General features: G+C 69.7%; 14 protein-coding genes. 5 read left to right on the top strand and 9 right to left on the bottom strand.

From position 1 onward, the window contains the following. Positions 1–62: 62 nt before the first annotated feature. From NBY65_RS19830 to NBY65_RS19815, 3 genes are all read right to left on the bottom strand, one after another. The gene (locus NBY65_RS19830; protein ID WP_150042546.1) at positions 63–2,534 is read right to left on the bottom strand and encodes a methyl-accepting chemotaxis protein; all 2,472 of its coding nucleotides are present in this window, start codon (positions 2,532–2,534) and stop codon (positions 63–65) included. Between the two features lie 206 nt (positions 2,535–2,740). Further along, entirely contained in the window at positions 2,741–4,984 is a 2,244-nt protein-coding gene (locus tag NBY65_RS19820; RefSeq protein WP_203330589.1) for a putative bifunctional diguanylate cyclase/phosphodiesterase, read from the bottom strand. 3 nt (positions 4,985–4,987) lie between these two features. After that, positions 4,988–6,223, bottom strand: coding sequence for an FIST signal transduction protein (locus tag NBY65_RS19815; protein ID WP_150042547.1), 1,236 nt, complete (start codon positions 6,221–6,223; stop codon positions 4,988–4,990). Between the two features lie 462 nt (positions 6,224–6,685). Here NBY65_RS19815 and NBY65_RS19810 point away from each other — a divergent pair, with 462 nt between their 5' ends. Further along, positions 6,686–7,606, top strand: coding sequence for a transporter substrate-binding domain-containing protein (locus tag NBY65_RS19810; protein WP_150042548.1), 921 nt, complete (start codon positions 6,686–6,688; stop codon positions 7,604–7,606). An 18-nt stretch (positions 7,607–7,624) separates the two neighbouring features. Then, on the top strand, positions 7,625–10,423 hold the full coding sequence (locus tag NBY65_RS19805; RefSeq protein ID WP_150042549.1) for a putative bifunctional diguanylate cyclase/phosphodiesterase: 2,799 nt from the start codon (positions 7,625–7,627) through the stop codon (positions 10,421–10,423). 16 nt (positions 10,424–10,439) lie between these two features. Here the strand turns inward: NBY65_RS19805 and NBY65_RS19800 are convergent, their stop codons facing one another. The 3 genes from NBY65_RS19800 to NBY65_RS19790 all read right to left on the bottom strand — a co-directional run bounded on the left by NBY65_RS19800 (position 10,440) and on the right by NBY65_RS19790 (position 17,184). Then, positions 10,440–12,656: a putative bifunctional diguanylate cyclase/phosphodiesterase gene (locus tag NBY65_RS19800; RefSeq protein ID WP_203330590.1), complete on the bottom strand. Its 2,217-nt coding sequence runs from the start codon at positions 12,654–12,656 to the stop codon at positions 10,440–10,442. Then, positions 12,657–13,439, bottom strand: coding sequence for a substrate-binding domain-containing protein (locus NBY65_RS19795; protein ID WP_162530687.1), 783 nt, complete (start codon positions 13,437–13,439; stop codon positions 12,657–12,659). It lies immediately after the preceding gene. A 202-nt stretch (positions 13,440–13,641) separates the two neighbouring features. After that, complete coding sequence (locus NBY65_RS19790; protein ID WP_150042551.1) at positions 13,642–17,184, bottom strand: bifunctional diguanylate cyclase/phosphodiesterase; 3,543 nt, start codon at positions 17,182–17,184, stop codon at positions 13,642–13,644. A gap of 267 nt (positions 17,185–17,451) precedes the next feature. Between NBY65_RS19790 and NBY65_RS19785 the strand changes: the two genes are divergently transcribed. The 3 genes from NBY65_RS19785 (at position 17,452) to NBY65_RS19775 (ending at position 21,170) form a co-directional block, all read left to right on the top strand. Then, positions 17,452–18,066, top strand: a complete 615-nt coding sequence (locus tag NBY65_RS19785; RefSeq protein WP_150042552.1) for a glutathione S-transferase family protein — start codon at positions 17,452–17,454, stop codon at positions 18,064–18,066. A 142-nt stretch (positions 18,067–18,208) separates the two neighbouring features. Further along, on the top strand, positions 18,209–20,194 hold the full coding sequence (locus NBY65_RS19780) for an FAD-binding oxidoreductase (RefSeq protein WP_239002906.1): 1,986 nt from the start codon (positions 18,209–18,211) through the stop codon (positions 20,192–20,194). Between the two features lie 85 nt (positions 20,195–20,279). Beyond that, positions 20,280–21,170 carry a LysR family transcriptional regulator gene (locus NBY65_RS19775; RefSeq protein ID WP_150042553.1) on the top strand — a complete coding sequence of 297 codons (891 nt, stop codon included), beginning with the start codon at positions 20,280–20,282 and terminating at the stop codon, positions 21,168–21,170. A gap of 171 nt (positions 21,171–21,341) precedes the next feature. On the opposite strand, the gene NBY65_RS19770 is transcribed toward NBY65_RS19775, so the two are convergent. The 3 genes from NBY65_RS19770 to NBY65_RS19760 are packed head-to-tail and all read right to left on the bottom strand — an operon-like array spanning position 21,342 to position 26,382. Continuing rightward, entirely contained in the window at positions 21,342–21,848 is a 507-nt protein-coding gene (locus tag NBY65_RS19770; RefSeq protein ID WP_150044987.1) for an acetone carboxylase subunit gamma, read from the bottom strand. Between the two features lie 25 nt (positions 21,849–21,873). Beyond that, positions 21,874–24,204, bottom strand: coding sequence for a hydantoinase B/oxoprolinase family protein (locus NBY65_RS19765; protein ID WP_150044989.1), 2,331 nt, complete (start codon positions 24,202–24,204; stop codon positions 21,874–21,876). 33 nt (positions 24,205–24,237) lie between these two features. Next, complete coding sequence (locus tag NBY65_RS19760; protein ID WP_150044991.1) at positions 24,238–26,382, bottom strand: hydantoinase/oxoprolinase family protein; 2,145 nt, start codon at positions 26,380–26,382, stop codon at positions 24,238–24,240. Between the last annotated feature and the right edge of the window lie 209 nt (positions 26,383–26,591).

The raw sequence follows: 26,591 nt of genomic DNA, 5'->3' as shown, positions 1-26,591 counted from the left end.
TTGCCGTTATTTATGTTTGTTTCTTCTCCGGCATGGCCGGCGGTCGCCTCCCGGCCGCCCCCTCAGGCCGCCAGGTCCGGGCCGGACGCCCTGATCACGCGGGAGATCCATTGCCGCGCCGCCGCGTTCGTCTCGCCTTCGACGAAGCGCAGGTGCAGGGCGCTTCTGGCGCCGATGCCGCGCACCTCGAACCCCGCCCGGGCCTCTGCGCTCGCGCCGGTGAAGACCAGGGCGCCGCGCTCGCCCACGGCGAAGCCATCCACCCCCTGGACTTTGGCGCCGGAAGACGACAGGTCGACCAGCCGGGCCTCGGTGCGGCGTCCGTCGCCGGCCAGCACGAGGCAGGGCGCATCGACCGGGACGCGCCGCTCCAGCCGGCGGTTGGCATCGTCGATGGAACTGCGAACCACCCGGATGACGCCCTGCTCCAGCTCCCCGACGCAGCCGGCCACCACGTGGGCACCACGGCACATGGCCTCGGCGAGGGTCCCGGCCTCGGCGGCGTCATGCGACACTTCGGCGATGTTGGTAGAGACGTGGCGCACCGCCGTGGCGGTCTCCGAGGCGTTGCGGGCGATCTCGCGCGTCGCGGCCGCCTGCTGCTCGACCGCTGCCGCCACGGTGACCGCAACCTCGGCGGTGGCCTGGATGCTCCCGCCGATCTCCTCGACCGCCGCCACCGCAGCGCTGCTGGCCGCCTGGATGTCGCTCACCTGGCGCCGGATCTCCTCGGTCGAGCGGGCCGTCTGGGTCGCCAGGCCCTTGACCTCGGCGGCGACCACGGCGAAGCCGCGCCCCGCCTCTCCCGCCCGCGCCGCCTCGATGGTCGCGTTCAGGGCCAGCAGGTTGGTCTTGCCGGCGATGTCGGTGATCAGCCCGACCACCGCGCCGATCCCCGCCGCGAGCTCCGACAGCGCGCTGATGCGCTCACGCACCAGGCGGCTGCACTGCGCGGCGGTGCCGGCCCGTGTGCTGGCCTGGGCGACCTGTGCCGAGATCTCCTGGATCGAGGCGGTCAGTTGCTCCGTCGCCGCCCCCACCGCCTGGGCGTTGACCAGCGCCTGCTCGGCGGCTGTGGCAACGGCGCGGGCATTGCCGTCGACCCGTGACGCGACCACGGCGACCGCCGTGGCACTCTGGCATATCTCCCCGGTCTGCCCCGAGATCTGCTGCATCGCCTGGGTATTGGCCTGCTCGATCCGGATGGCCATCTCCTGCACGGTGGCGCGGCGCGCCGCCGCCAGTTGCCGCAGGTTCTCCCGCTCGGCATGCCGGGTATAGGCCAGCCTTGCCTTCATCGCCCGCAGCATGCGTGCGACGGTCCAGAATTCCGGCGCCCCCGGCAGTTCGATGCGGTGGGCGTAGTCATCCGCCGCGATTGCCTCGAAATGCCCGACGATCTGCCGCAACGGATGCTTCACCGCGGTCAGCAGCGACCAGCCCAGCAAGCAGACCAGCGCCGCGGCCATCAGCATCGTCCCCCCGATCAGCCACAGGCGACGCGTGAAATCCTGGCCGGCGGCCTGGTACTCCTCGTTCGCCACCCGCGTCTGCAGCGCCAGCAGCCGGTGCAGCGTGTCCACCGCCGGCTCGGCGCCGCTGATCCCGTGCTCGGCGGGCCGCACGGTCGCCGCCGCCTCGCCACCGCGCAGCCGCAGCACCGGCTCCAGCACATCCCGGCGAAAGGCCGCGAGCTGTGCGACGAACTGCGCCGCCAGCCCGGCCTCCTCCGGGGTCAGGTAGGTCGCCATGTAGTCCTTCCAGACCCGGTCGATGCGCACCGAAATCTGGCGCATCTGCTCCTGCCGCCGCTCTGCGCGCCCGGACGGCCCGGAGGCCAGGTCGCCGTCGAGCTGCACCATCGCGGTCATGGTTTCGCGGACACCTTCAAGGATGTCGGCGAGCTGCGCCGCCGGCACGGTGCGGTCCTCGTAGACGGTGCGCAGCGCCGCGTTGACGCCCATCATGCCCTGCACGCCGATCGCGCCGATTCCCAGCAAGGCCAGAAGGACGACGGCGAACACCGCGGCCAGCCGGGTCGTGACGCTCGCCCACCTCTGGGCAAGCCGCGTTCCCCAGCTCACCCGGGCCAGTTCGCCGTCGCGCAGCGCGAGATCCCTGCCGTTGCCGGCACGAATCCTTGCATAGGCGGCCTCGGCCTCCGCCACTGCCGCGCGTGAGGGCCGCTCGCGGATCGAAATGTAGCCGGTGATCCTGCCGTCTTCGACCACCGGCGTGACATTGGCGCGGACCCAGTAGTAGTCGCCACTCTTGGTACGGTTCTTGACCAACCCCTCCCAGGGGCGGCCCGCCTTGATCGTCTTCCAGAGATCGGCGAACGCCTCCTTCGGCATGTGCGGATGCCGCACCAGGTTGTGCGGCTGGCCGATCAGCTCCGGCTCGGAGAACCCGCTCACCTCGACGAAGGCACGGTTGACGAAGACGATGCGCCCGCCGGTGTCGGTGCGCGAGACCAGGGGCTCGTCCTCCGGCAGCAGGATTTCCAGATCGGTAACGGGCTCGTTCAGGCGCATCGTGGCACCCCTTTTCCTTTCAGGCCGGCCCCTGATGGGGATGTCGCGCGCGGCCAGCGCAGGGATACCGGGTGCCACCCAGGCAAAACAATAATTACTTCAATTCAACTTAGAATATTATACTTACTTACAGTTATATTATAAATGAGAACGATATTTCCTTTAAGCGATCACCGCGCACAATCGCCTTTCATCCACGCCGCGCCTCAGCGCAGGCGGGGGAAGGCGCGGCCGGGCATGCGCACCAGTTGCTCGACGAAAGCGGGCCGGCCGAACAGATAACCCTGAGCCACGTCGATATCGGTGGCCTGCAGCAGGTAGCGCGCCTCTTCCTCGGTCTCCACGCCTTCCGCCACCACCACCGTGCCCAGGGCCCGGCCCAGCGCCCCGATCGCCTTCAGCACGCCCTGGCTGCGCGGCCGGTCCTGGATGCGGCGGATGAAGGAACGGTCCACCTTGACCTCGTCGACGGTGATGTCGGCGAGCGTGCCGAGCGAGGAATAGCCGGTGCCGAAATCATCGATGGAAACCCTGACCCCGGCCTCGCGCAGCAGCGGCAGGACCTGCGCCTGGAACTGGCCGGCGGTGATGAAGGCATCCTCGGTCAGCTCCAGCATCAGCCGCTGCGCCCGTCCCGTCGCGGCGATCGCGGCGACGAAGCCGCGCATGAAGCCGGGATCGTTCGCCTGCCGGGCAGAGACGTTGATGCTGATCGTCGTGTCCGCGCCGAAGCGCCGGTCGATCCGCTCCAGCGCGGCAACGGTGTCCTGCAGGGCGAAATGGGTGATCTCGTCGCCGATGCCCAGCTCCATGGCCAGGTCGATGAAGCCGGACGGGGCCATGATCGGCCCCCCGCCATTCACCCAGCGCACCAATGCCTCGAAGCCGATGACCCGGCCGCTGCGAAGCTCGACCTTCGGCTGGAAGGCGAAGCGGAAATGACGGTCGCGCACCGCCAGCCGCAGCTCCTGCTCCAGCTCCATGCGTGCCGTCACCGCCTTGCCCATGCCGGCGTCGAAATAGACGGCGCGGCCCCGGCGCCCCATCTTCGCCCGGTACATCGCCCCGTCGGCATTGCGGCGCAGCGCCTCGTAGTCGCGGCCATGCTCGGGAAAGAGGCTGACGCCCACCGAGGCGGAGGTGAGGATCTCGAAGCCCTCGACCGCGAAAGGCTGCTTGAGCGAGTCCAGGATGCGGTCGATCGCCGCGTACAACTGCTCCGGCTCGGGCAGCGGGTCGAGCAGCAGCACGAACTCGTCGCCGCTGATCCGCGCCAGTGTGTCGGAGGCACGGATCAGCCCGCCGACCCGCCGCGCCACCGCCACCAGCAGCCCGTCGCCGACGGCATGGCTGAAGAAATCGTTGATGTGTTTGAAATTGTCGAGGTCGATGAAAGCCATGGCGCAACCCTGCGCGGGCAGGCGGTGGCGCAGCGCGGCATCCACCCGTTCCTGCAGCAGGGTGCGGTTCGGCAGGCCGGTCAGCGTGTCGAAATAGGCGCGGTGCGCCAGCTCGCGCTCGAAGTGCTTGCGCTCGGTGATATCGAGCGAGGCCGTCAGCAGCAGCGATTCCTCCAGGATGCGCACCGGCTTGCGGGAGGTGAGGAAGGTGCGCTCGCCCTCCGGCCCGGCACTGGTCTCCTCCTCCGTCACCTGCTGCCCGGCGGCGATGATGTCGGCCTCCTGCCGGCTGGCCGCCGCGGCCGGGGCGGGCGCGGCGGCGGCGGCATCGTTGACCAGCACCAGGCGGCCGGCGGCGTCCTTCACCGTCAGGCTGAGCGGCAGCAGGTTCACGATCTCCTGCAGCAGGTTGGCGTTGCGTTGCGCCGCCTGCTCGCTCGTGCGCAGCTGCTCGGTCAGGCGCTGCAGGCGGCGGCTCTCCGCCTCGCTCTGGTTCGCGTGCCGCGCCGCCAGGGCGTGCGAGGCCAGCAGCGCGAATTTCCGCGCCAGCACGACGTCATCCCGGCTGAAACCCGGCGCGTCGAGCGGACGCAGCATGATCAGCAGCCCGCGCCGGTCGCGCATGCGCATCGGCAGATAGAGCGCCGACTGCGCCGCCGACAGCCGGCCGGGCGGCAGGTCGCGCCATTCCTCCAGCTTCGCGTTCTCGAAGGTCACGCTGATGCGCCCGTCCATGACGCGCGCGAACAGGCGACCATTGCGCCAGGGCAGGTCGGCCAGGCTGGCCGGCATGGCGGCGATGCAGTCCAGCCGGCCATCGTTGCCCTCGCCCAGGGCGATGGCCTCGCTGAAGCCGAACACGGCGCTCAGCGCCGCCAGCACGCCGGGGAACGGGTCGCTTCCCGGCTCGATGCGCAACAGCGCCTCCAGCGCGGTCAGCAGCAGGCCGGCCTGCATCACCTCGCGGCGCAATTTGGCATTGTCGCGCTGCAGCCCCGCCAGCGCCTCGCGCAGCGCCTCGGAGCTCTCGGTGTCGTCCTGCGGTGTCAAGGCTCAACGTCCCAAGGCAAGTGCTGCGATCATCAGGTTGCCGTGGACGTTGCGGCCGAGGATCTCGCCCTGCTCGCCGAAGGTGAAGCACCCCAGGAACGGCCTGCCGTCCATCCGCCGCACCACCCCCTGCGCCATGTCGTCCAGCCGCTCGCCCACCGCCAGCATGCAGCCGGCGCAACAGATCACGAACCCCCCGGCCAGGGTGCCGGCGCCGCCCGGCAGCCGCGCCGCCGCCTGCGCCGTTACCCGGCCCACGCGCTCGACCAACCGCTCCCGCTCGCCGCGCATCACGTGGATCCGGCTTCCCTGCGCCACCGTGGCGAAGGTGGTGAGCCCGCCCTCGGCGCTGATGTCCTTGGGATGGACCAGCAGGTATTGCGGCACCCCGCCAGCCTGCACGACCTCTACCGCCAGCGGGTGCATGGTGCTTTCGGTGAGGATGTCCCCCCCCGCCGCCAGCCGCGCGTCCAGCGCATCGCCGAGCCAGCGGCTGTAGACCCGGGCCGCCGGCTCGCCGTCGATCGAGAGGATGTGCCGCCCCGCGCTCGCGGTGACCACGCCGCCGGGGCCGTCGATGTCGAAGCCGACGCCGGTGACGGTGCCGCTCGGCCCCGCCGGCTCGTAGCCGCCCTGGAAGGCCAGGCCGACGCCGCCCGAGGGGATCAGCGCCGCCACCACCAGCCCCCCGGCGAGCGCCCCGTCCGGGCCGATCTGGCGGCACCCGTCCTCCCCCTCGCCCAGCCGGCCCGCAGCGGTGCCGCCGATGATCGGGCAATGCTGGCCGACGGCGCGGCGCAGCCCCGCGATCACCGCCTCCTCCCGCCCCGGCGCCTGCACCACCCAGATCAGCTCCGGCAGCTCGCCCGGGCAGCCGGCCTGCTCCAGCGCGGCATGCAGCAGCGCCTCGGCATCCGCTTCGGCGTCCTCGCCCAGCGGGCCCGCGGCGACGCCGTAATCCCCGCGCGCGTCCTCGATCAGCAGCAGCCCGGCCGAGCCCGGGCCGTGCAGGCCCCGCTCGGTCATCACCCCCTGGCAGGAGGTGCCGCCGATGATCGGGGCGCGGGGAAACTGCCGCCGCAGCGCCGCATGCAGCGTCGCGGCGTCGTGCACGCCGTCATGGAAGGCCACGACCAGCGCGGGAGCGGCGATCCCCGATGCCGCGATCCCGGCCGCGAGCCGGTCGAGCACGACCGGTGTGTCAGGCGCGGCGGCGGCGACGGAGCGAATGCAAAGCAAGGACCGGACCCCGACAGGAACGGGGCCGGGGCGCCGGCCCCACCCCAATGGCGGCCTCGCGAGGCGAAGCCACCCGGCTAAACCGGTTGGCTATTAACACGACATATTCTTATGGTCATGAGAAATAAAACTCCGGAAGGTGAACAACACTACCATAAAAATATGAGCCACCGTACATATCCGAATGCAAAACAAGTTCGACGGCGCACATCATGCCACGGACCGGCAAAATTCACTTCTGGTGAAATTTCATGCGAATATGTTCCACGAATGCATTCTATCCAATTTTCAATTGCTGCAATGGTAAATGCCATAGTATTCTTTTGAAAATATTGCCTCTGTACCGTTGTTGAAAAAGAATGTCATGATCGCGGCCCCACGGTGTCACGGCTTGCTGCGCTTCAGGGGCATGTGGCTTTTTCGAAATGGCTGAACCGGGGCCTGGGCAGAGGCGGTTTTGTGATGCCGGAAAAGCTGACATGGCTTTGGGGCCATTTCCTGCGCCAGGGCGGCCCGGCCGTTCTCGCGCTGGCTCTCGCGCTGGCCGCCTGGCAGGCCCGGGCCGCCGATCTCGCGGAGATCCGGGCGCGGGGGGAGCTGCGCCACCTGGGCATCCGCTACGCCAACTTCGTCACCGGCGAGGGCGACGGCTTCGACGTCGAGCTGGTGCGTGGCTTCGCCCGTGAGATCGGCGTCCGCTACACCCTGGTCTACACCGACTTCTACAGCGTGCTGCGCGACCTGCTCGGCCAGGACGTGGTGAAGCGCGACGGCACCGTCACGCTGGAAGGCAGCCACCCGGTGCGCGGCGACATGATCGCCGCCGGCTTCACCGTGCTGCCCTGGCGCGAGCAGGTGGTGTTGTATTCCAGCCCGACCTTCCCCTCGCAGGTCCTGCTGGTCGCGCCGGCGGCATCCCCCTTCCAGCCGATCAAGGGCGGCCCGGACCTGGCGGCCGACATCGCCGAGACCAGGGCCCTGATCGGCCCCCACAGCCTGCTGGTCATGGAGCGCACCTGCCTCGACCCGGCGAACTATGACCTCAAGGGCAAGGGGCTGGACCTGCGCGCCTACACCCGCAGCACCAACCTCAATGAAATGGTTCCGGCGCTGCTGAACCACGAAGCCGACTTCACCCTGCTCGACGTGCCGGATGCCATGCTCGACCTGCAGAAATGGGCCGGCAGGATCAAGGTCATCGGCCCCATCTCCCCCGTGCAGGACCTGGCCGCCGCCTTCCCCCGCGACGCCCCCGGGCTGCGCGACGCCTTCAACCGCCATCTCGACCACGTGCGCGCCGATGGCCGCTACGATGCCCTGGTGGCCAGGTACTACCCCGGCATCCGGCGCGCCTTTCCCGCCTTCTTCGCCGCAGGGAAGTAGCCGATCCCGGTGCCCCGCATGACCATGAACCGCCTGTTCGCACGCTGGCCCCTGCTGGTCGCCGTCGCGTTCTGCGCCTACGCCTCGGTGCTGCTCTGGAACGGCTTTCGCGCGCAGGCGCAGCTCACCGCCGCGGCCGAAGCCCGCTTCGCCGCCGAGGCCGCGCGGCAGGCGGCCCGCCTGGGCGACTTCCTGGCGGAGCGCCGCAGCGACATCTCGGAACTGGCCGACGCGCACGAGATCGAGGCCTACCTGACCAACAAGGCGCTGGGCATGTCGCTGCGCTATGGCCTGGCGGCCAGCCTCGAGGCGATCGAGCAGCGCCTGCGGCGCTGGCAGGCCAAGACGGTGTTCCGCGGCCAGCAGATCTTCGGCGACATCGCCTTCGTCGACATCGACGGCACCCGGCTGGCCGAGCTGGGCAACGGCGACGTGGCCGTGGCGCTGCCCTCCGGCCTGCTCGGCGGCCCGGTGATCGCGCTCGACCCGGTGTCCCGGCGCATCGGCACGGTGGCACCGGTCCGCCACAAGGGCGCCATCGTCGGCGCGGTGGTGGCGTTCAGTGATCTCGGCATCCTCGCCGGCCATCTCCGCGCCGATCCGGACGCGACCGGGCTGCGCGAGGTGCTGCTGAGCGCGGCGGGGGAAGAACTGGCCGCCGTGCAGGTCACGCCGGCGCTCGACCCGGAGCTGGGCCGCGCCCTCGTCCCCCTGCCCGCGGGCCAGGTCGTGCGCACCGCCGAAGCCGTGCCGCCGCTGCCCCCGGCCGCCCTGCGCGGCATGGTAGTGGTGCGCACGCCGGTGCCGGGCTTCCCGCTGTCGCTGGCCACCCTGGCCCGCGAGCAGGACCTTTATGGCACCATCACCTCGCGCGCCTTCCTGCACGCGCTCAGCGTGCTGCCGCCGCTGGTGCTGCTGGCGGCGCTGATGCTCGACCGGATGCAGCGCCGCAACCTCGCCCTGCAGGCCCGCTACCTCGAAACCGCCCGCCGCCGCGACGAACTGTACACCCGCAACACCGCCCTCTCGCGGGAGATCAGCCGGCGCGAGGCGGTCGAGGCGGCCCTGCGCGAGAGCGAGCAGCGCCTGCGCAAGCTGTTCGACGCGGCGCCCCTGCCGGGCTACCTGGTCGATCCCTCCGACACCGCCATCGTGGACTGCAACGATGCCGCCGCGGCGATGCTGGGCTATACGCGCGATATGCTGCGCCGCATGCGGGTGTCGGACATCGCGCCGGACGCGGAAAGATGCGAGGCGCTGTGGCGCCGTCCCACGCTGATGGGCGAGGCGGTGCAGTTCGAAACCCGCCACCGCACGCGATCGGGGGAGATGCGCGATGTGGTCATCGCCGCCGTTCCGGTCGATATCGGCGGTCGCCGGCTGGCCTGCTCGACGGTGGTCGACATCACCGAACGCAAGCTGGCCGAGGCCCGCATCCTCTATCTCGCGCAGCACGATGCCCTGACCGGCCTGCCCAACCGCATGCTGCTGACCCGGCGCATCGCCGAGGCGACGGCGGCGGGGGAAGGCCAGGGCGGCGGCTTCGTCGTGCTGTCCCTCGACCTCGACGGGTTCAAGGCCATCAACGACACCATGGGGCGGGAGGTCGGCGACACGGTGCTGTGCCGGTTCGCCGAGCGCCTGCGCGCGCTGGTCCGGCCGCAGGACACGGTGGCGCGCACCGGGGGCGATGCGTTCACGATCCTGGTGCGTGACCTCGCGCCATCAGAAACGGCCGAACAGGTCGCCCAACGCCTGCTCGACGGCCTGCCGCTGCCGGTCGATCAGGGCGGCTATGTCTCGTCGCTGTGCGCGAGCATCGGCATCGCGCTCTATCCGGACGACGGCGCCGATGGCCGCACCCTGCTGAAGAACGCCGATACCGCGCTCGACCGCGCCAAGGCCGAGCGGAAGGGCGGGTTCTGCCGCTTCGAGGGCTGGATGGACCGGACGCTGGCGGACCGCCGCGCGCTGGAGCGCGACCTGCGGCTGGCGGTGGAGCGCCGCGAGCTGGAGGTGTTCTTCCAGCCGCAATTCGCCTGCGACAGCCTGCGGGTGGTCGGGTTCGAGGCCCTGATCCGCTGGCGCCACCCCGAGCGGGGCTTCGTCTCGCCGGGCGTGTTCATCCCGCTGGCGGAGGAATGCGGCCTGATCGTGCCGATCGGGCGCATGGTGCTGGAGCAGTCCTGCACCCTGGCGGCCGGGTGGCAGCCGCGCTGCCGGGTGGCGGTCAATCTCTCCCCGGTGCAGTTCCGCGACACCGGCCTGCTGCCCTTGCTGTCGGAGATCCTGCACCGGACCGGCCTGCCGGCCGCGCTGCTGGAGCTGGAGGTCACCGAGGGCGTGCTGATCAAGGACGAGGACCAGGCCCTGGCCACCCTGCGCAGCCTGAAGGATCTGGGGGTGCACATCGCGCTGGATGATTTCGGCACCGGCTATTCCAGCCTCAGCTACCTGCGCCGCTTCCCCTTCGACGGGCTCAAGATCGACAAGTGCTTCGTGCAGGCCCAGCAGCAGGATTCCGGCACCCGCACGATCCTGGAGGCGGTGCTGACCATGAGCCAGCGGCTGAACCTGCGGGTCGTCGCCGAAGGCGTGGAGACGCAGGAGCAACTGGCCATGCTGCGCGAGCAGGGATGCACCGAGTTGCAGGGCTTCCTGCTGGGGCGGCCGATGCCGGCGCACGAGGTGCCGGATTTCCTCGCGCGGGTCACGGTGGAGATGGCCGGACGGGAGGGGGGACGCCATCTCCGGCTTGCCGTCTCGAACGCGATGCCCCTGCCGGCGCCGCGCGCGGCGGGACAGGGGCAGGGCTGAAACCCGGTTCGATCCATCAACGAATCGAGCGCAGGATTCCCCGGGCCGTCGCGCCTGGCGCGGGGGCCGGAACAGGACACTGGCCCGCGGCGCCGGGCCGCTCGCCGGCCAGGTCACGGGCAATGACCTCCGCCGCCTCGCACAGCGGCGCGGGCCGGCCGAACAGGAAGCCCTGCAGTTCGTCGCAGCCTTCCTCGCGCAGGATCTCCATCTGCTCGACGGTCTCCACCCCCTCGGCCAGCACCCGCATGCCCAGGGCGCGGCCCAGACCGGTGACGGCGCGGATGATCGGGATGCCGCCGCGGTCGCGGGGCAGCGTGTGCACGAAGGACTGGTCGACCTTGATCTTGTCGAAGGGAAAGCGCCGCAGGTAGCTGAGGCTGGAATACCCGGTGCCGAAATCGTCCATGCTGATGCGCACGCCCAGCTCGTGCAGCCGCCGCAACACGCCCAGCGTCACCTCGTTGTCCTGCAGCAGCACGGTCTCGGTGATTTCCAGCTCCAGCCGCTGCGGCGCCAGCCCCGCGCCCGCCAGCGCCTGCGCGACCTCCTGCACCAGCCGCGCATTGAGCACCTGCACCGGCGAGAGATTGACCGCCAGCCGCAGATGCGCGGGCCACCCCGCCGCGTCCGCGCAGGCGCGCGCCAGCACCCAACTGCCCAGCGGGCCGATCAGGCCGGTCTCTTCCAGCAGCGGGATGAACTCCCCCGGCGGCACCAGGCCGCGCCCGGGATGGCGCCAGCGCACCAGCGCCTCGAAGCCGGCCAGCGCCAGCGTGCGCGCCTCCACCAGCGGCTGGTAGAAGACCTCGAATTGCTCCGCCGCCAGCGCCGAGCGCAGCTCGGTCTCCAGTTGCCGCCGCTGGCGGATCCCGGCCTCCATCTCCGGCTGGAACAGCCGCCACAGGCCGCGCCCGGCGGCGCGGGCCTGATGCAGGGCGGCATCGGCATGGCACAGCAGCACGTCGGCGCCCGGGTCCGGATCCTCCGCCAGGGCGACGCCGATGCTGGCACCGAGCCCCACCACCTCGCCGCGCAGCGTGAACGGGGCGCGCAGGATCTCAGCCAGCCGCTCCGCCAGCCCCGTCACCGCCTCCGGGCCATCCACCTCCGCCTGCACCAGCGCGAACTCATCCCCGCCCAGCCGCGCCACGAAATCGATGTCACGCGCCACCGCACGCAGGCGCCGCGCCACCAGGCACAGCAACTCGTCGCCGGCCGCCTGGCCCAGCGCGTCGTTGACGCCCTTGAAGCCGTCGAGGTCGAGGCAGAACACGGCGAACCGGCGGCCCTGCCGCGCCTGCGCCCGCGCCGCTTCCAGATGCTCGCGCAGCATCAGCCGGTTCGGCAGCCCGGTCAGCGCGTCGTGCCGCGCCATGTGCGCCAGCCGCTCCTGGGAGCGCCGGCGCTCGGTGATGTCGTCGAAGGTCGCGACCCAGCCCTCGCCGGGGATCACCTGGCGCGACACCTGGATCACCCGCCCGTCGTCCAGCTCGTGCGTGCCGCCGTCCTGCGGCCCGGAGCGCGCCGGATCGGGCGGGGCGAACAGCGGCGCGATGTCCGCGCCGGATGACAACGCCGCGGCAACGCTGCCCACCACCGGGCGGCCAAACATGGCGGCGAAGCGGCGGTTGCAGACCACCAGCCGGTCGTCGCCGTCGAACAGACACAGCCCCTGCGCCATGTTGTCCAGCGCCGCCTGGAAGCGCGCGCTTTCCTGCGACAGCCGCGTCAGCGTCCGGTCGAGCACCCGCAGCGGCAACAGCCGGATGCTGGCCCAGGCCAGCAGGCCCAGCAGCAGGCTGGCGCCGGCGACCCACACGGTGCCGCCCAGCAACGGCCGCAGGCTTGCCTCCACCGCGACCCACCCCACCGTCTCCCCCGCCACCAGGATGGGCGCCTGCCCCCGGCGCAGCGGCGCCCCCAACGCGGTGGTTTCCTGCACGACCACCCGCCCGGCCAGATCCGTCAGGCGCTGGCGCACCGCCAGGTCGCTGCCCGGCGGCAGGGCGATCAGCTCGGCAAGGCGGAGATGCTGGTACTGCCACATGCGCTGATGGACGAAGATGAACTGCGCGGCGCGGGCGGCGCTGAGCTGGGCGCGGAAGGCCAGCGCCTCCCGCAGGGTGATCTCGCCGATGACGTAATGGCCGGCCGGCACCCCGACGGCGATCAGCAGGGCCACCAGCAGGCCCAGGCCGCCGACCAGATCGCGGACCAGCGGGTGGCGCATTCAGGCGCCACCGTCCAGGCAGGCGCCCGCGCGCAGCGCCGCCCGCCCCGCCTCGCTGTGCAGGAACTGCAGGAAACGCCCGACCGCCGGCGCCGCCGGCCGTCGCGCGATCAGGATGAAGTCCCGGCCGTAGCGCCAGTCCCCGGCCTCGAAGCCCGCCAGCGACGGGGTGACGCCGTCGAGCGGCACCAGCCGCAACGCGCGGCCTTCCAGCACCAGTTGCGCGAGGGTGATGCCGGTCAGCGATCCTTCCAGGTGCTCGGCCAGATCGGCATTGTCCTGGTCGGTGGCGGCGACCGGCAGGTCCGGGCGCTGCCGTGCCTGTTCCAGGGCCGCGGCCATGCCGGGGAACAGCGCCGCCAGCACCAGGGTGTCGGTTTCCGTGCGCGGGCGCAGGATCGGCCGCAGCACCGCGCCATCCGGCCAGGCCGGCTTCACCGCGACGAACATCCCGGCGACCGCGCCGGCCGCCAGCCCCGACGGGGCCGGATGGGACGTCGCCAGCACGAAGGGGGTGCGCAGGGTCGCGACCGCGTCCAGCCCGCGCGCCCGCTCGGCGGCGGTCAGCGGCCGCGCCGAGACGACCAGGTCGATCATGCCGTCAGCCGCCGCGGCGATGCTGCCGCCGCTGCCCAGGCTCGGGACCACATCGACCGCGATGCCGCTCTGCGCGGTGAAGGGCCGGCCGAGATGGACCAGCAGCGCCGTCGCGCCCCCGGTGCCGCCGGCCCGCAGCACCTCGGCGCCGGCCGGACCGGCGCAAAGCATCAGTGCGAGCATCATGGCGGAAATCCGGTTTCGAAGCAGCATCGTGGCCGGCTCCCTCATGGATCACGACAAGCCTTATCATCCACCCGTAAAACGGGCGAGAGCTTACGGCCGCCGCATCGGGGTGATTATCTAAGATTGCATACTGGCCCAGGAATATATGAAAATCGGAAATCAAGCTCCCGCCGCGCCTCCCCTTGCTCCACCCTGCCCGGGATCAGGGCGCGATGGCCTCGGCGGCGGCGGCGTGCTCCAGCCGTTGCAGCAGGGCCGGGATCTCCCCGGCCGGCAGCGGCTTGCTGAACAGATAGCCCTGTGCCTCGCCGCAGCCCTCGTGCAGCAGCACCTGGAACTGCCCCTCGGTTTCCACGCCCTCGGCGGTGGTGGTCATGTCGAGACCGGTGCAAAGCCCGGTCACCGCGCGCACGATGGCGTTGCTCTGGCGCGAGCGCTCCAGGTCGCGGGTGAAGGCGCGGTCGATCTTGACCTTGTCGAAGGGGAAGCGCTGCAGGTAGCTCAGGCTGGAATAGCCGGTGCCGAAATCGTCCATGGCGATGCGCACGCCCAGGCCCTTCAACTGCTGCAGCGTGGCCATCGTCGCCTGCGTGTCCTGCAGCATCACCGTCTCGGTGATCTCCAGTTCCAGCCGCGCCGGATCGAGCCCGGTTTCCGCCAGCGCCGAGGCCACCGCGCCGACCAGCCCGCGATGGCCGAACTGCGCGGGCGAGAGGTTCACCGCGACCTTGGGGGTGCCGGGCCAGGTCGTGGCCTCGGCGCAGGCGCGGTGCATCACCCATTCACCCAGCGGCACGATCAGGCCGATTTCCTCGGCCAGCGGAATGAAGGAATCGGGCGGCACCAGGCCCCGCTCGGGATGGCGCCAGCGCAGCAGCGCCTCCAGCCCGCTGACCTGGCGCGAGCGCACATCGACGATCGGCTGGTAGAACACCTCGAACTCGCGCGCCGCCACCGCCCGGCGCAGATCCATCTCCAGCGCGCGGCGCAACTGCATGCGCGCATCCATCTCGGGTTCGAAGAAACGCCAGCAGCCGCGCCCGTCCGCCTTGGCACGGTACAGCGCCATGTCCGCGCCCTTGATCAGGGCATCCGGCTCCAGCCCGTCCGAGGGCGCGACGGCGATGCCGACGCTCGCGCCGATGCAGACCTGGTGGCCGTCCACCTCGAAGGGCTGGCCGATCGCCTCGATGATCCGCCGCGCCAGCGCGGTCGCGTCCTGTGGCAGGTCGACATCCGTCTCGATGACGGCGAACTCGTCCCCGCCCAGCCGCGCCAGCGTGTCGGTCTCGCGCAGCACCGCGCGCAGCCGCTCGGTGACGGCGCGCAGCAAGGCATCCCCCACCGGATGGCCCAGCGTGTCGTTGACCTCCTTGAAGCGGTCGAGGTCGATCAGTTGCACGGCGCAGCCGCGGCCGCGGCGCGCCCGCGCCAGCGCCCTGTCCAGCCGTTCGCGGAACAGCCCCCGGTTGGGCAGGCCGGTCAGGATGTCGTGGTGGGCGAGATGGGCGATATGCGCCTCCGCCTCGCGCCGCTCGGTCACGTCGATGACGACGCCGAGCGCGCGCAGCGGCCGCCCGTCGGGGCCGTATTCGCGGCGGGTGCGTGATTCGAAATGGCGCAGGCTGCCATCCACCGGATGGTGGATGCGATAGGTGCTGGAAGCATCGGTCACCCCGGCCGCCGTGCTGGCGGCGATGCTCTCGCGCAGCCGCTCCCGGTCCTCGGGCAGGATCGGCGCCCACCACTGTTCGGTGGTGAGCGGACCTGGCTGCTGGGGCAGGCCGACCATGGCCCGTGCCTCCGGGCTGCATTCCACCAGGCCGGTGACGAAGTCGTGGCGGAAGGTACCGATGCGGCCGGCCTGCAGGCTGAGCCGCTGCAGCGCCGTGGCCTCGCGGCTGGCGGTGACGTCGATGATGACGCCGAGCGCGGTGAGCGGCCGCCCCGCGGCGTCGAATTCCGGCCGCACGCGCACCTCGAAATGGCGCAGGCTGCCGTCGCCGAGGTGGCGGATGCGGTAGGAGATCACGGCGTCCAGGGCCTCGCGCGCCGCCGGGCTGTCAAGCAGCATCTGTAGCTGTTCACGGTCATCCGGCAGGATCGGGCTCCACCATTCCTCGACGCTGAGCGGCGCCTCGCCCGGCGGCAGGCCGCACATGGCCCGCGCCTCGGGGCTGCACTGCACCAGGCCGGTGACGAAATCGTGGCGGAAGGTGCCGATATGGCCGACCTCCATGCCCAGCCGCAGCAGCGCCTCGCTCGCGCGCAGCCGCTCGGTGGCCTCGCGCGCCTCGGTCACGTCCTCCACGATGGCCATGCAGCGCACCGCCTGCCCCGCCGCATCGCGCGCGGAGACGGAGACGGACAGCCGCGCCCAGACCACGCCGCCGTCCGGGCGCAGGTAGCGCAGCTCCGTCTCCCAGTTGCTGCCGGCGGCGGCGAGGGTGCGCAGCCTCTGCCCCACCTGCGCGCGCTCCGCCGGATGCAGCACGTCGGCCGGGCCGAGGCCGCCGAGCAGTTCCGCCTCGCTGCGCCCGGTGATCGCGCAGTAGCGGCGGTTGACGCGGACGAACCGGCCGGAGGCGATCTCCACTTCGGCGAGGCCGGCCGTGCCGTTGGCGAACACCGCCTCCAGCGCCGCCTCGTGTTCCAGGGCGCGGGCGGCGCGCGCGCGCGCCTCGGCCAGTTCGATGCGTGCCTGCGCCTCGGCCTGCGCCGCCCGCAATTGCTGCACTGCCCGGCGTTGCCGTTCCTGCCGGCCGACCAGCAGCACGCCACCGGCAAGCAACCCTTCCACCAGCAGCACGGCCAGGCCGAGCCGCCCGGCCTCCTGCCGCCAGGGCAGCAGCACCTCCTCGGTGCCACGGGCCACCACGAGGTAGAGCGGCATGCCCTGCAGCCGGCGCGCCCCGATCACCCGGTCGATGCCATCGAGCGGGCTCTCGCGGCGGAGCGTGTCGCCGCTGCTGCGCGCCAGGAACCGCCGCAACTGCTCGTTGTCGGCGATGATGCTGCCGATGCGTTCCTCGATCCACGGATGGCGGACCAGCAGCGTGCCATCCTCGCGGTACAACGTGACCGCGCTCTGCGGGCCGAGTTCCAGGTGGCTGAACGATTCCTCGAAATAGGCGAGCTCGATGGCGGCGACGACCAGGCCGAGGAATTGCCCGTCCGGGGCGCTGATGCGGCGGGAGGCATAGATGTTCCAGCGCCCGTCGGCCTGGCTGAGCAGCGGGGCGCTGAGGAAGGACTGGCGCGCGGGATCATCGCGCAACGCCTGGTAGTACGGACGCTGCACCACCGAGGCGGTCTCCGGCGGCCAGGCGCTGGAGGTGGCGACCACGCTGCCCTCGCTGTCGGCCAGGAACAGACGCCGCACCCGCGGCAGGGCGGCGATGCGCCCGCGCAGGGCCTCGTGCACCTCGCGGCTGCCGAGACGGGCGCGGAACGCCTGCGGCGTGTCGATGCGTTCGGCCCGCGCCCACTCCGCCACCCCGACCTGCAGCAGCTCGATGGTGCGGAAATCGCTTTCCACCCAGTTGGCGACCACCAGGGCCAGGTTCTGCATCTCCCGCCCGGCGTCGCGCAGGGCGGCGTCACGCTGCTGCACCAGGTAGCCCCCGGCCCCGACCGCAATCGCCAGCCCCAGCGCGGCAACGGCAAGCCCGCGCCACAGCATGCGGCGTGGCGCGAGCCACCGTGTCAGGATCGTCCAGGCCTCGACAAGACGGACAGGGTGCATGGGAAGAGCCACATATTACCTCGCAACCGCTGAATACTTCCTCTCATGTCATTGGACAACCAAAGATTGATTTCCTGCTTTCGAAATAATTCGGATCGACAATTTAAGTGAAACCCCAACGATGTCGGTACGATCGCGAGCCCCCGTATTCTTCCATCCCCTGCAACAATGAAGTGTCGAGAGCGGGAATTCCCGTCAGTGCCATGCCGCACCAGGCTGGTGGCGCGGACCGGGAATGAGCCCGTCCACGCCATCGGGACCAGGATCATGAAACTCTATCATCACCCCCTGTCGGGCCATGCGCACCGGGCGCGTCTGTTCGTATCGCTGCTCGGCCTGCCGCATGAGCTGGTCGAGGTCGACCTGAAGGCCGGTGCCCACCGGCAACCCGGGTTCCTCGCGCTCAATCCGTTCGGGCAGGTGCCAGTGCTCGACGACGACGGCGTCGTCATCGCCGATTCGAATGCGATCCTGGTCTATCTCGCCAAGAAGGCAGGGGATGCCAGATGGCTGCCGGAGGACCCGCGCGGCGCGGCCACGGTGCAGCGGTGGCTTTCGGTTGCTGCCGGCGAAGTTGCTTACGGGCCGGCGGCCGCGCGGCTCATCACCGTGTTCGGCGCGCCCTACAATCCCGAAGAGGTGATCGCGCGGTCCCATCTCCTGCTGAGCAGGCTTGAGCAGCAGCTCACCGGCCGCGACTGGCTGGCCGCCGATCACCCGACGATCGCCGATGTCGCGATCTACAGCTATGTGGCGCGCGCGCCGGAAGGCAATGTCGATCTGTCCGGCTATCCCGCCGTGAATGCCCTCCTCCGCCGGATCGAGGCGCTGCCCGGCTTCGTCCCGTTCGCCGAAACTTCTGCTGGTCTCTCGGCAGCGTGATCCGCGACCCGGGGCACGCCGCGCGGCGCGCCCCCCCCTTCACGGCGCAGAGGACACGGGCATGACCGGGACTCTTCCGAAGCTGGCGACCTGGCACGAAGGCGAGACATCTCTTCAGGAAAAGGCCGGCGTCGCCGCCCGCATGGCTGTGGTCGGCAAGCGGGTGGTGCGCGACCATATGCCCGACCAGCATCGCGCGTTCTACGCGCAGCTCCCCTTCATCGTGCTCGGCAGCGTCGATGCCCACGGAGACGCCTGGGCCACCTTCCTCGAAGGCAGGCCAGGTTTCATGTCCTCGCCCGGGCGGACGGTGCTGAACATCGCCGCGCGGCCACATCCCACCGACCCGGCAGCCGCGGGCATGACCGAAGGCGCTGCCATCGGGCTGCTCGGGATCGAGATGCACACCCGTCGCCGCAACCGGATGAACGGGGTTCTGTCGACGACAGGCAACGGGTACCGGGTCGAGGTGGAGCAGAGTTTCGGCAATTGCCCGCGCTACATCCAACTGCGCGATGTCTCGTTCGCGCGTGACCCCGCTGCCGCCTTCACCGGTACCGTCGAGGACATGCCCGCGCCCGACGCGGCGGCACGGGCCATGATCGAAGCCGCGGACACCTTCTTCGTCGCCTCCTATGCCGATCGCGGGGACCGGCGCCAGGTCGACGTCTCGCATCGCGGCGGCAAGGCCGGCTTCGTGCGTGTCGCCGAAGATGGCACGCTCACCATCCCCGACTTCGACGGCAATCTCTTCTTTGCCACGCTCGGCAACATCTGGCTGAACGGCAAGGCTGGCCTCGTCTTCGTCGATTTCGGGACCGGCGATGTGCTGCAGATGACAGGCGATGCCGAGGTGATCCTGGAATCGCCGGAAATAGCCGCCTTCCAGGGCGCCGAGCGGCTGTGGACGTTCCGGGCCCACCGGGTCGTCCGCAGGCAAGGTGCCCTGGCGCTCCGTTGGGCGTTCCGGGAAGATGGCTGGTCTTCCGCCTCGCTGATGACCGGCGACTGGCAGCAGGCTGCCGACCGGCTACGCGCGGCGGCGCTGGCGACGCGCTGGCGGCCCTTCAAGGTCACGAGGATCGTGCAGGAAAGCGCCTCGATCCGTTCCTTCCACCTGCAGCCGAACGACGGGGCGGGACTTCTGCCGCACCAGGCGGGGCAGCATCTGCCCATTCGCGTCACCCTTCCCGGCGCGGACAAGCCGGTCATCCGGACCTACACGATTTCGGTGGCGCCGTCGGACGGGTTCTATCGCATCAGCGTCCGGCGGGACGGCGCGGTGTCCCGGCACCTGCATGACAGGATCGCTGTGGGTGACATCATCGAAGCGCGCGCCCCCGCCGGTGATTTCACCATCGACGCCCGCGAGCAGCGGCCGGCCGTCCTGCTTGCCGGCGGTGTCGGGATAACGCCGATGCTCGCGATGCTGCGGCATGTCGTCCATGAGGGCCTGCGCAGGCAGCGAATCCGGCCAACCATCCTCTTCCAGGCCGCGCGCTCGAAGGCGGATCGACCGTTTGACCGGGAACTCGCCGACCTCGTGGGCACCGCGCAAGGGGCGGTGAGGCTCGTCAGGGTGCTCAGTGACCCCGCCGATGCACAGGAGGGCGCCGACTATGATGCATCCGGCCGCATCGACATGGCGTTGCTCACGCGCTTCCTGCCGTTCAACGATTATGACTTCTATCTTTGTGGGCCGCCCGCTTTCACCCAGGCGCTCTACGACGGGCTACGGGACACCAGCATTGCCGACGCCAGGATCCATGCCGAAGCATTCGGGCCCTCGTCGCTGAAGCGAACAGCCGATCGTGGCGTCGCGGTGCCGGCACGCCGGCCGCCGTCCACGAAGCCGGTAGCGGTGGCGTTCATGAACTCGCTCAAGGAAGCACGCTGGACGCCGGGCGCCGGCACATTGCTTGAGCTTGCGGAGGCGCGCGGACTGACCCCCGAGTTCAGTTGCCGCGAGGGCCAGTGCGGCACCTGCCGGACCAGGCTGCTCAAGGGCGCGGTGACCTACCTGAAGGAACCGACCGCCACGGTCGCGGAAGACGAGATCCTCATCTGCTGCGCGGCCCCCGCCCGACAGGAGGCCGGGGACGAAGATCAACTCCAGCTCGCGCTCTGACGCGCAGCCTTCATGGCGTCCATTGCCGCATCAACCCCGGGCTGTCTATGAGGAGTCCCTGGCCGCGCAGCAAAAGGGAACGCAGATGGATCGGTGGCAGGCGATGCGGATCTTTGTGAAGGTCGCCGAGACGGAAAGCTTCACCGAGACCGCGCGCCACATGCACATGAGTGCTCCCGCCGTGACGCGCGCCGTGGCGGCGCTTGAGGATATGATCGGCGCCCGGCTTTTCGTTCGCACCACCCGTTCGGTGAAGATGACCGAAGCAGGAGCACGCTATCTCGACGACTGCCGGCGGATACTGTCGGACATCGCCGAAGCTGAGGCAGCCGCGGCCGGTTCCTATGCCACGCCGTCCGGGACACTGGCCGTCACGGCCTCGGCGCTGTTCGGACAGATGCACGTGTTGCCGATCATAACCGAATATCTGAACACGTACCCGACCATGCGCGCCAGGGCCTTCTTCGTCGATCGCCCGGTCAACATCGTTGAAGAGGGCATCGATGTTGCCGTGCGGATCGGCCACCTGCCCGACTCGGGCTTTACCGCCATCAAGGTCGGCACGGTCCGACGCGTCGTCTGCGGCTCCCCGGCCTATTTCGAGAAGCATGGTGTTCCGGCGACACCCGCCGATCTCAGGAACCATCGCATCGCCGCCTCCACGAGTGCGTGGGCCTCGCCTGAATGGCGGTTCGCCCGGGATCAGCGGGTGACCATCACCCCCATCCTCCAGTGCAACACCAACGAGGCGGTGATCGCGACCGCCAAGGGCGGATGGGGCCTGACCAGGGTGCTTCACTACCAGATCGGACCGGCACTGCTCGCAGGCGACCTGGAGATCGTGCTCGCCGAGTACGAGGAACCGCCGCTCCCCATCCACGTGCTTCACCCCGAAGGCCGCCACGCCCCGGCCAAGGTCAGGACCTTCGTCGACCTGGTGGTGTCGCGTCTGCGCGCCAACCGCCTTCTCAACTGAGTGCGGACAGGGTGGCGGGGCGTTGCCCCGCGCCCCACCAGGAGGCTTCGCCTCCTGGACCTCCACCAAGGGCGTCGCCCTTGGAACCCATTTCGTGCCGCGCAGCGCGAATGGGGTGCAGGGGCCTTGTGGCCCCTGCCGGGTCCAGGGCAGAGCCCTGGCCTTCCCTTGCTACGCCGCCGCCCGTTCCGGCACCGGCAGGTTGAGCCATTCCCGATAGAATGCCTCGATATCCGGCTCGAAGTCATGGATCACCGGGTACCACGGCGTCGGGGCCTCCACGTCGTGCAGCGTGCCGCATTCCGGGCAGAAATATTCCCGGTACACCTGCCAGTCCCCACTCGGCGCCATCAGCCGCGGATAGATTTCCTCCAGCGCCTCCGGGGTATCGCGGACGTTGATCAGCGCGTGCAGTTTCCAGTTCTCGCGCTGGTCGCAGAAATCGTGGCCGCATTCGCAACGGATGGTCCATTGCTTCGTCGCCGCCACCTGCACGCAGTAAAGCTTCGGCCCATAGGGCAGGATGATGCGGTCCTTCCAGGGTACGCGTTCCTGCAGGATGTCCACATAGGTGCTGAACCGGCCGGGATCCTTGGCATCGGCGAGCATCTTGTGCAGGGTATCGGGATCGATGCTGCCGTCGATCAGTTCGGCGATCTTGTTGCGCGGGTAGGCCATGGCGTTGCTTCCTTGATGCTGCGGGTCATTCCTCGACGAAGCGGACCGGCCGCACGTCGGGCAGTTCGGACAGGTCCATGGCGTAGCGCGCGCCGTAGGCGGGCACGCCGATCTCCTCCTCGATCAGGGTCCAGTCTTCCGGCAGCTTCCAGAAGCTGCGGAACTGCTGCTCGAAGCGCGGGCCGAGCCGGAAGGAAGAAGCGAACATCTGCAGCACCTGCGGCCCGGCTTCTTTCCGCAGGATGCGCGCCCGCTCCTCCGCCATCCATTCGCCGACCGGCCGTGCCCGTGCCACCCGCTCCCGGCGGATCTGCGCGCGGCGCGCCGCGGTGGCGGTCTCGTCCACGATCCAGGTGCCGTCCTCCTGCTTCGCCGCCACCACGCCGTAGACGCGTTCGGCGAAGCGCGGCAGCAGGTAGCCGCCGTCGAGGTCAGCCTTCACCCGCGCCGGCTCGCGGTCGAGCGGATCGCCGAAGCCCGGCCCACCGCGCAGGTAGTTCAGGTACAGGTCGTAATCGGCGAACATCTCCTCGGTGGTGATCGCCTGTTTGTCGCGCTTGATCAGCGCCTCCGGCAACAGCCCGTCATAGTCCGGGTTCTCGGGATCGCTGTCGCCGCCGAGGGGGATCGGCTTGCCGCTCTCGATCAGTTCCTTCAGCTTCGTCCGGTGCGCCGCGAACCGGTAGCCCGAGGCCGCCGGATAGCCGCCCATCAGCCCCCAGTCAGAGGTGATGTGGCCGTTGCCCATGAAGAACATGGTCCAGTCCTTGGCGTTCCAGACCATGCGCAGGCTTTCGAAGCCGCAACCGCCGCGGTACTTGCCGTAACCACCGGAATTGGCCTTCACCTGCCGCCCCAGATACAGCAGCGGCTCGGCCAGTTCCCAGATCTCCATGTCGCCCATGTCGCCTTCGGGATTCCAGATGGCGGCGGCATGATCGAGCCCATCCTTCATGGCACAGGCGCCGGTGCCCTCGGCGGCGGATTCGAAGCTGTTGACCGCGTGCACCTCGTCGTACTGGTTGAAGCCGCCACCCTGCAGCCAGTTCGAGGTATTGGCGTTGCCGGCGTTGACTTCCTCCAGGTAGCCGCGGCCGAAATAGGACCGGCTCAGCCCGCGCCACAGGGCGCTCCAGGCGGAGACCAGGAAGTGCCAGGAATAGGCGAAGGCGACGCGGCGATCGTCGGGGTTCATCCAGGTGCCCTTGGGCAGCCGGAACTCGGTGCCGTAGGCGGCGCCGTCGTTGATCAGCTCGGTCGGAATCAGGGTCTGCGTCATCATCACCCAGATGCCGGAGGTGAAGCTGACCTGATGGGCGTTGTAGGTGTGCCAGCCCCAGCGGCTCGACCCCTCGAAATCCAGTCGCCAGGTGCCGTCCTTGCGGATCGTCACCTCCGAGGGCGCGTGCATGATGGTGTCCAGCTTGGCGAAGGACGAGGGCACGCGCACGTCCTCGTGGCTGTACGGCACGTCGACGAAGCCGACCTGCCGGTAGGTGCCCGGGATGGTCATCGCCTTGATGCGCGCCTGCAGCCCGAGCCTGCCGTGCTCGACGGCTTCGTAGGCGAACTTCCAGAAGGCGTCGATGCCTTCGTCGGCGATCACTTCGGCCACCAGCTTGCGGATCATGTGGCAGCCGGCGATGCGGGTGCGCTCGTCGAGCATCCAGTAGCGGGTGGTGCGCACCATGCGCTGGCTCTCGTGCAGCCAGTCGCGCCAGAGCGTGTCGTTGCTGCCGACCTTGCGGCAGGTGATGGAATAGCCGTCGCCGAAGCGCTGCACCTGCCCGGTACACATGGATCCCGGCCCGACCGCGCCGGTGTCGATCACGTGGGTCACGCCGCCGACCCAGGCCACCAGCTCGCCCTCATGGAAGATCGGCACGATGGTGTGGATGTCGCAGGGATGCACGTTGCCGGTCAGGCAGTCATTGTTGCAGAAGATGTCGCCGTCGGCGACGCCCGGGTTCTCCTCCCATTCGTTCTCGATCATGTACTTGATGGCGGCACCCATGGTGCCGACATGGATGATGATGCCGGTCGAGGTCAGGATGCAGTCGCCGGCCGCGTTGTACAGGGTGAAGCACAGCTCCCCTTCCTGCTCCACGATCGGCGAGGCGGCGATCTTCTTGGCGGTCTCGCGCGCATCCACCACGCCCGCGCGCAGCCGCGAGAACAGCTTGTTGTACAGGATGGGCTGGCGCTCGCGCAGTTCCAGCCGTTCCAGCCCGGCATAATGGCGGGTGTGCCGGGTGGCTGCCATGATACGGTCGCGATGCGCCTTCAGCCGCTCGCCGCCACGCACGATGCCCCGGGCCTGGACAGCCAGGCTGTCCGGTCGCACGTCGATGTTCATGATGGTGTTTCCCCGTTCTTGCCTTAAGGCGGCTCAGACTTCGCGCAGGTGGAACAGCCGGTGCTGATCCAGCCGCGTCTCGAACCCGTCCGGCACCACGAAGGTGGTAGCGTCGGATTCGATGATGGCCGGACCGGCGATGCGGTTGCCGGGCAGCAGCGCCTCCATGCGCCAGATCTGCGCGTCCACCCAGCGCTGCTTGCGATAGAATTTCCGCGTCCCCAGCCGCGCCGTCTCCGGCGGGGTTTCGCCGGCCAGCGCTTCGGTGGGGATCTTCGGCTTCACGATCGGCACGGCGCCGCGCATGATCGCGCCGGTCACGGAATACCCCAGCTCCGGCGAGCGCGCCGCCGCGGCATAGACGCGGCCATAAGTGTCGTTGAAGGTCTCGACCAGCCGGTCCCAGTCCGCCGCCCCGTCCAGCCGCGCCACCGGCGCGTCGATCTCCAGGTCATTGAGCTGGCCGCGATACTGCATGCGGTAGCCGGGCTGCAGCGTCACCTGCTCCGGGGCGTAGCCGTTCAGCCGGAACTCCTCCAGCACGTTGCGGGTCAGTTCGGTCCAGGCCGCCTGCAGCGTCGCCGCCGCGGCTTCGCGCTCGGCCTCCGAGGCGTCGGGGGCGAGGTTGATGTCGAGGCTTTTGTCGTAGCGGTACTCGAAGGCCGCCGCGGCGCAGCCGAAGGCGGAGAAGCCGGCGGCCCAGGCCGGCACGATGACATCCTCGAAGCCGAGCCCTTCGGTGTAGCCATAGGCATGCACCGGCCCCGCCCCGCCATAGGAGAAGCAGACGAAGCTTTGCGGGCTGTAGCCCTTGCCGGAGATCATCGCCCGCAGGTAGTTGCGCAGTTCGCTGTCGAGCAGTTCCACCACGCCCGCCGCCGCGTCTTCCACCGACAGCCCGAGCGGCTCCGCAATCTGGGTGCGGATGGCATCGACGGAGCGTTGCCGGCTCAGCTTCACCTGCCCGCCGAGGAAATTGTCCGGGTTCAGGTAGCCCAGCACCATGTGGCAGTCGGAGACGGTGACGGTGTCGATGCCGCTTTCCTCCCAGCAGACGCCGACGCGGTACCCCGCGCTGTCGGGGCCGAGCCGGATCGCCTTGGTGTAGGCATCGAGCCGCACGAAGCTGCCCGCCCCCGCCCCCACCGAATCCATCGCCACCAGCGGCAGCGACAGCACCAGCCGCGCCATGTCGGGATCGTTGCGGATGGTCAGCTCGCCCTGGGTGATCAGCGCGATGTCGAAGGACGTGCCGCCGATATCGGAACAGGCGATGTTGGAATAGCCCAGCGTCTCGCCCAGGTACTTGGCGCCGATCACCCCGCCGATCGGCCCGGAGACGATGGTGCGGGCCAGTTCCTTGGCCTTCCAGGAAATGGTGCCGCCATGCGTCGCCATCACCCGGAAATCGAATTTCGTCCCGTGTTCCTTGAAGCTGTCGGAGATGCGCCGCAGCGTCTGGCGCGAGGGTTCGGCGGCATAGGCTTCCAGGATGGTGGTGTTGGTGCGGTGGCTTTCCTTGCGCACCGGGTAGTAATCGGCCGAGGCGAAGACCGGAATGGATTTCCCGGACGCCGCCACTTCCTCCGCCACCAGGTCGCGCACACGCCGCTCATGCGTGGGATTCTTGTAGGAATGCAGCAGGCTGATGACGATGCCCTCGACGCCGGCTGCAATCAGCTCGCGCGCCGCCTGCCGCGCCGTCTCCTCGCGCAGCGGGATCACCACCTTGCCCATCATGTCGATGCGCTCGACCACGCCGCGCGTCAGATGGCGCGGCACCAGCGGCGGATCGTAGCGATGGGTGTTGAGGTGGATGCGGTCCTCGTAGGCATAGCCAAGGTAGCATTGCAGCGCCCGGCCCATGCGGTGGAAATCCTCCACCCCGCGATTGACGATCAGGCCGCAGCGCAGTCCCTTGCGCTGCACCACCCGGTTGAGCATCGCGGTTCCGGAATAGACGCCGGTCTGCAATTGCTGCAGCGCGGCATCGAGCGGCATCTGCCATGCGGCAAGCCCGTCCTCGCTGGAGCGCAGCAGGCCGATCGCCTCGTTCTCGGGCGTGCTCTGGGCCTTGCCGACGACGAAATCGCCTTCGGCATCGACGAAGAACGTGTCGGTCATGGTGCCGCCGGCATCGATGCCGAGCACCTGGATGTTGCGTGGCAGGACGTTCACGCCGTTTTCTCCCCTGGTTCGCGCCGGCTTGTCGCCGGATCACACGGGGAACAACACAGCATGTCCCGTGCCAACCCCGGCGGCCGGGGATGAATCCCGGCGGATCAGGCAACTCCGTGTCCCAAGGGCGCTTGCGGCCCGTCCGGGTACGTCCGCGGATGGGACAGACCGTCGCGGATCGAGACGTACGACGCACGGGCAAGGCCCCC

Origin of the sequence: Rhodovastum atsumiense (assembly GCF_937425535.1) — a bacterium.
Classification (GTDB): domain Bacteria; phylum Pseudomonadota; class Alphaproteobacteria; order Acetobacterales; family Acetobacteraceae; genus Rhodovastum; species Rhodovastum atsumiense.
The sequence above is the reverse complement of the archived record's forward strand: the minus strand, read 5'-3'. Positions and strand labels throughout refer to the sequence as shown.

Coding starts and splice junctions, on each gene's coding strand:
- NBY65_RS19830 (WP_150042546.1), bottom strand. CDS start 2,534: ATGCGCCTGAACGAGCCCGTTACCGATCTGGAAATCCTGCTGCCGGAG.
- NBY65_RS19810 (WP_150042548.1), top strand. CDS start 6,686: ATGCCGGAAAAGCTGACATGGCTTTGGGGCCATTTCCTGCGCCAGGGC.
- NBY65_RS19805 (WP_150042549.1), top strand. CDS start 7,625: ATGACCATGAACCGCCTGTTCGCACGCTGGCCCCTGCTGGTCGCCGTC.
- NBY65_RS19800 (WP_203330590.1), bottom strand. CDS start 12,656: ATGCGCCACCCGCTGGTCCGCGATCTGGTCGGCGGCCTGGGCCTGCTG.
- NBY65_RS19795 (WP_162530687.1), bottom strand. CDS start 13,439: ATGATGCTCGCACTGATGCTTTGCGCCGGTCCGGCCGGCGCCGAGGTG.
- NBY65_RS19790 (WP_150042551.1), bottom strand. CDS start 17,184: ATGCACCCTGTCCGTCTTGTCGAGGCCTGGACGATCCTGACACGGTGG.
- NBY65_RS19785 (WP_150042552.1), top strand. CDS start 17,452: ATGAAACTCTATCATCACCCCCTGTCGGGCCATGCGCACCGGGCGCGT.
- NBY65_RS19780 (WP_239002906.1), top strand. CDS start 18,209: ATGGCTGTGGTCGGCAAGCGGGTGGTGCGCGACCATATGCCCGACCAG.
- NBY65_RS19775 (WP_150042553.1), top strand. CDS start 20,280: ATGGATCGGTGGCAGGCGATGCGGATCTTTGTGAAGGTCGCCGAGACG.
- NBY65_RS19770 (WP_150044987.1), bottom strand. CDS start 21,848: ATGGCCTACCCGCGCAACAAGATCGCCGAACTGATCGACGGCAGCATC.
- NBY65_RS19765 (WP_150044989.1), bottom strand. CDS start 24,204: ATGAACATCGACGTGCGACCGGACAGCCTGGCTGTCCAGGCCCGGGGC.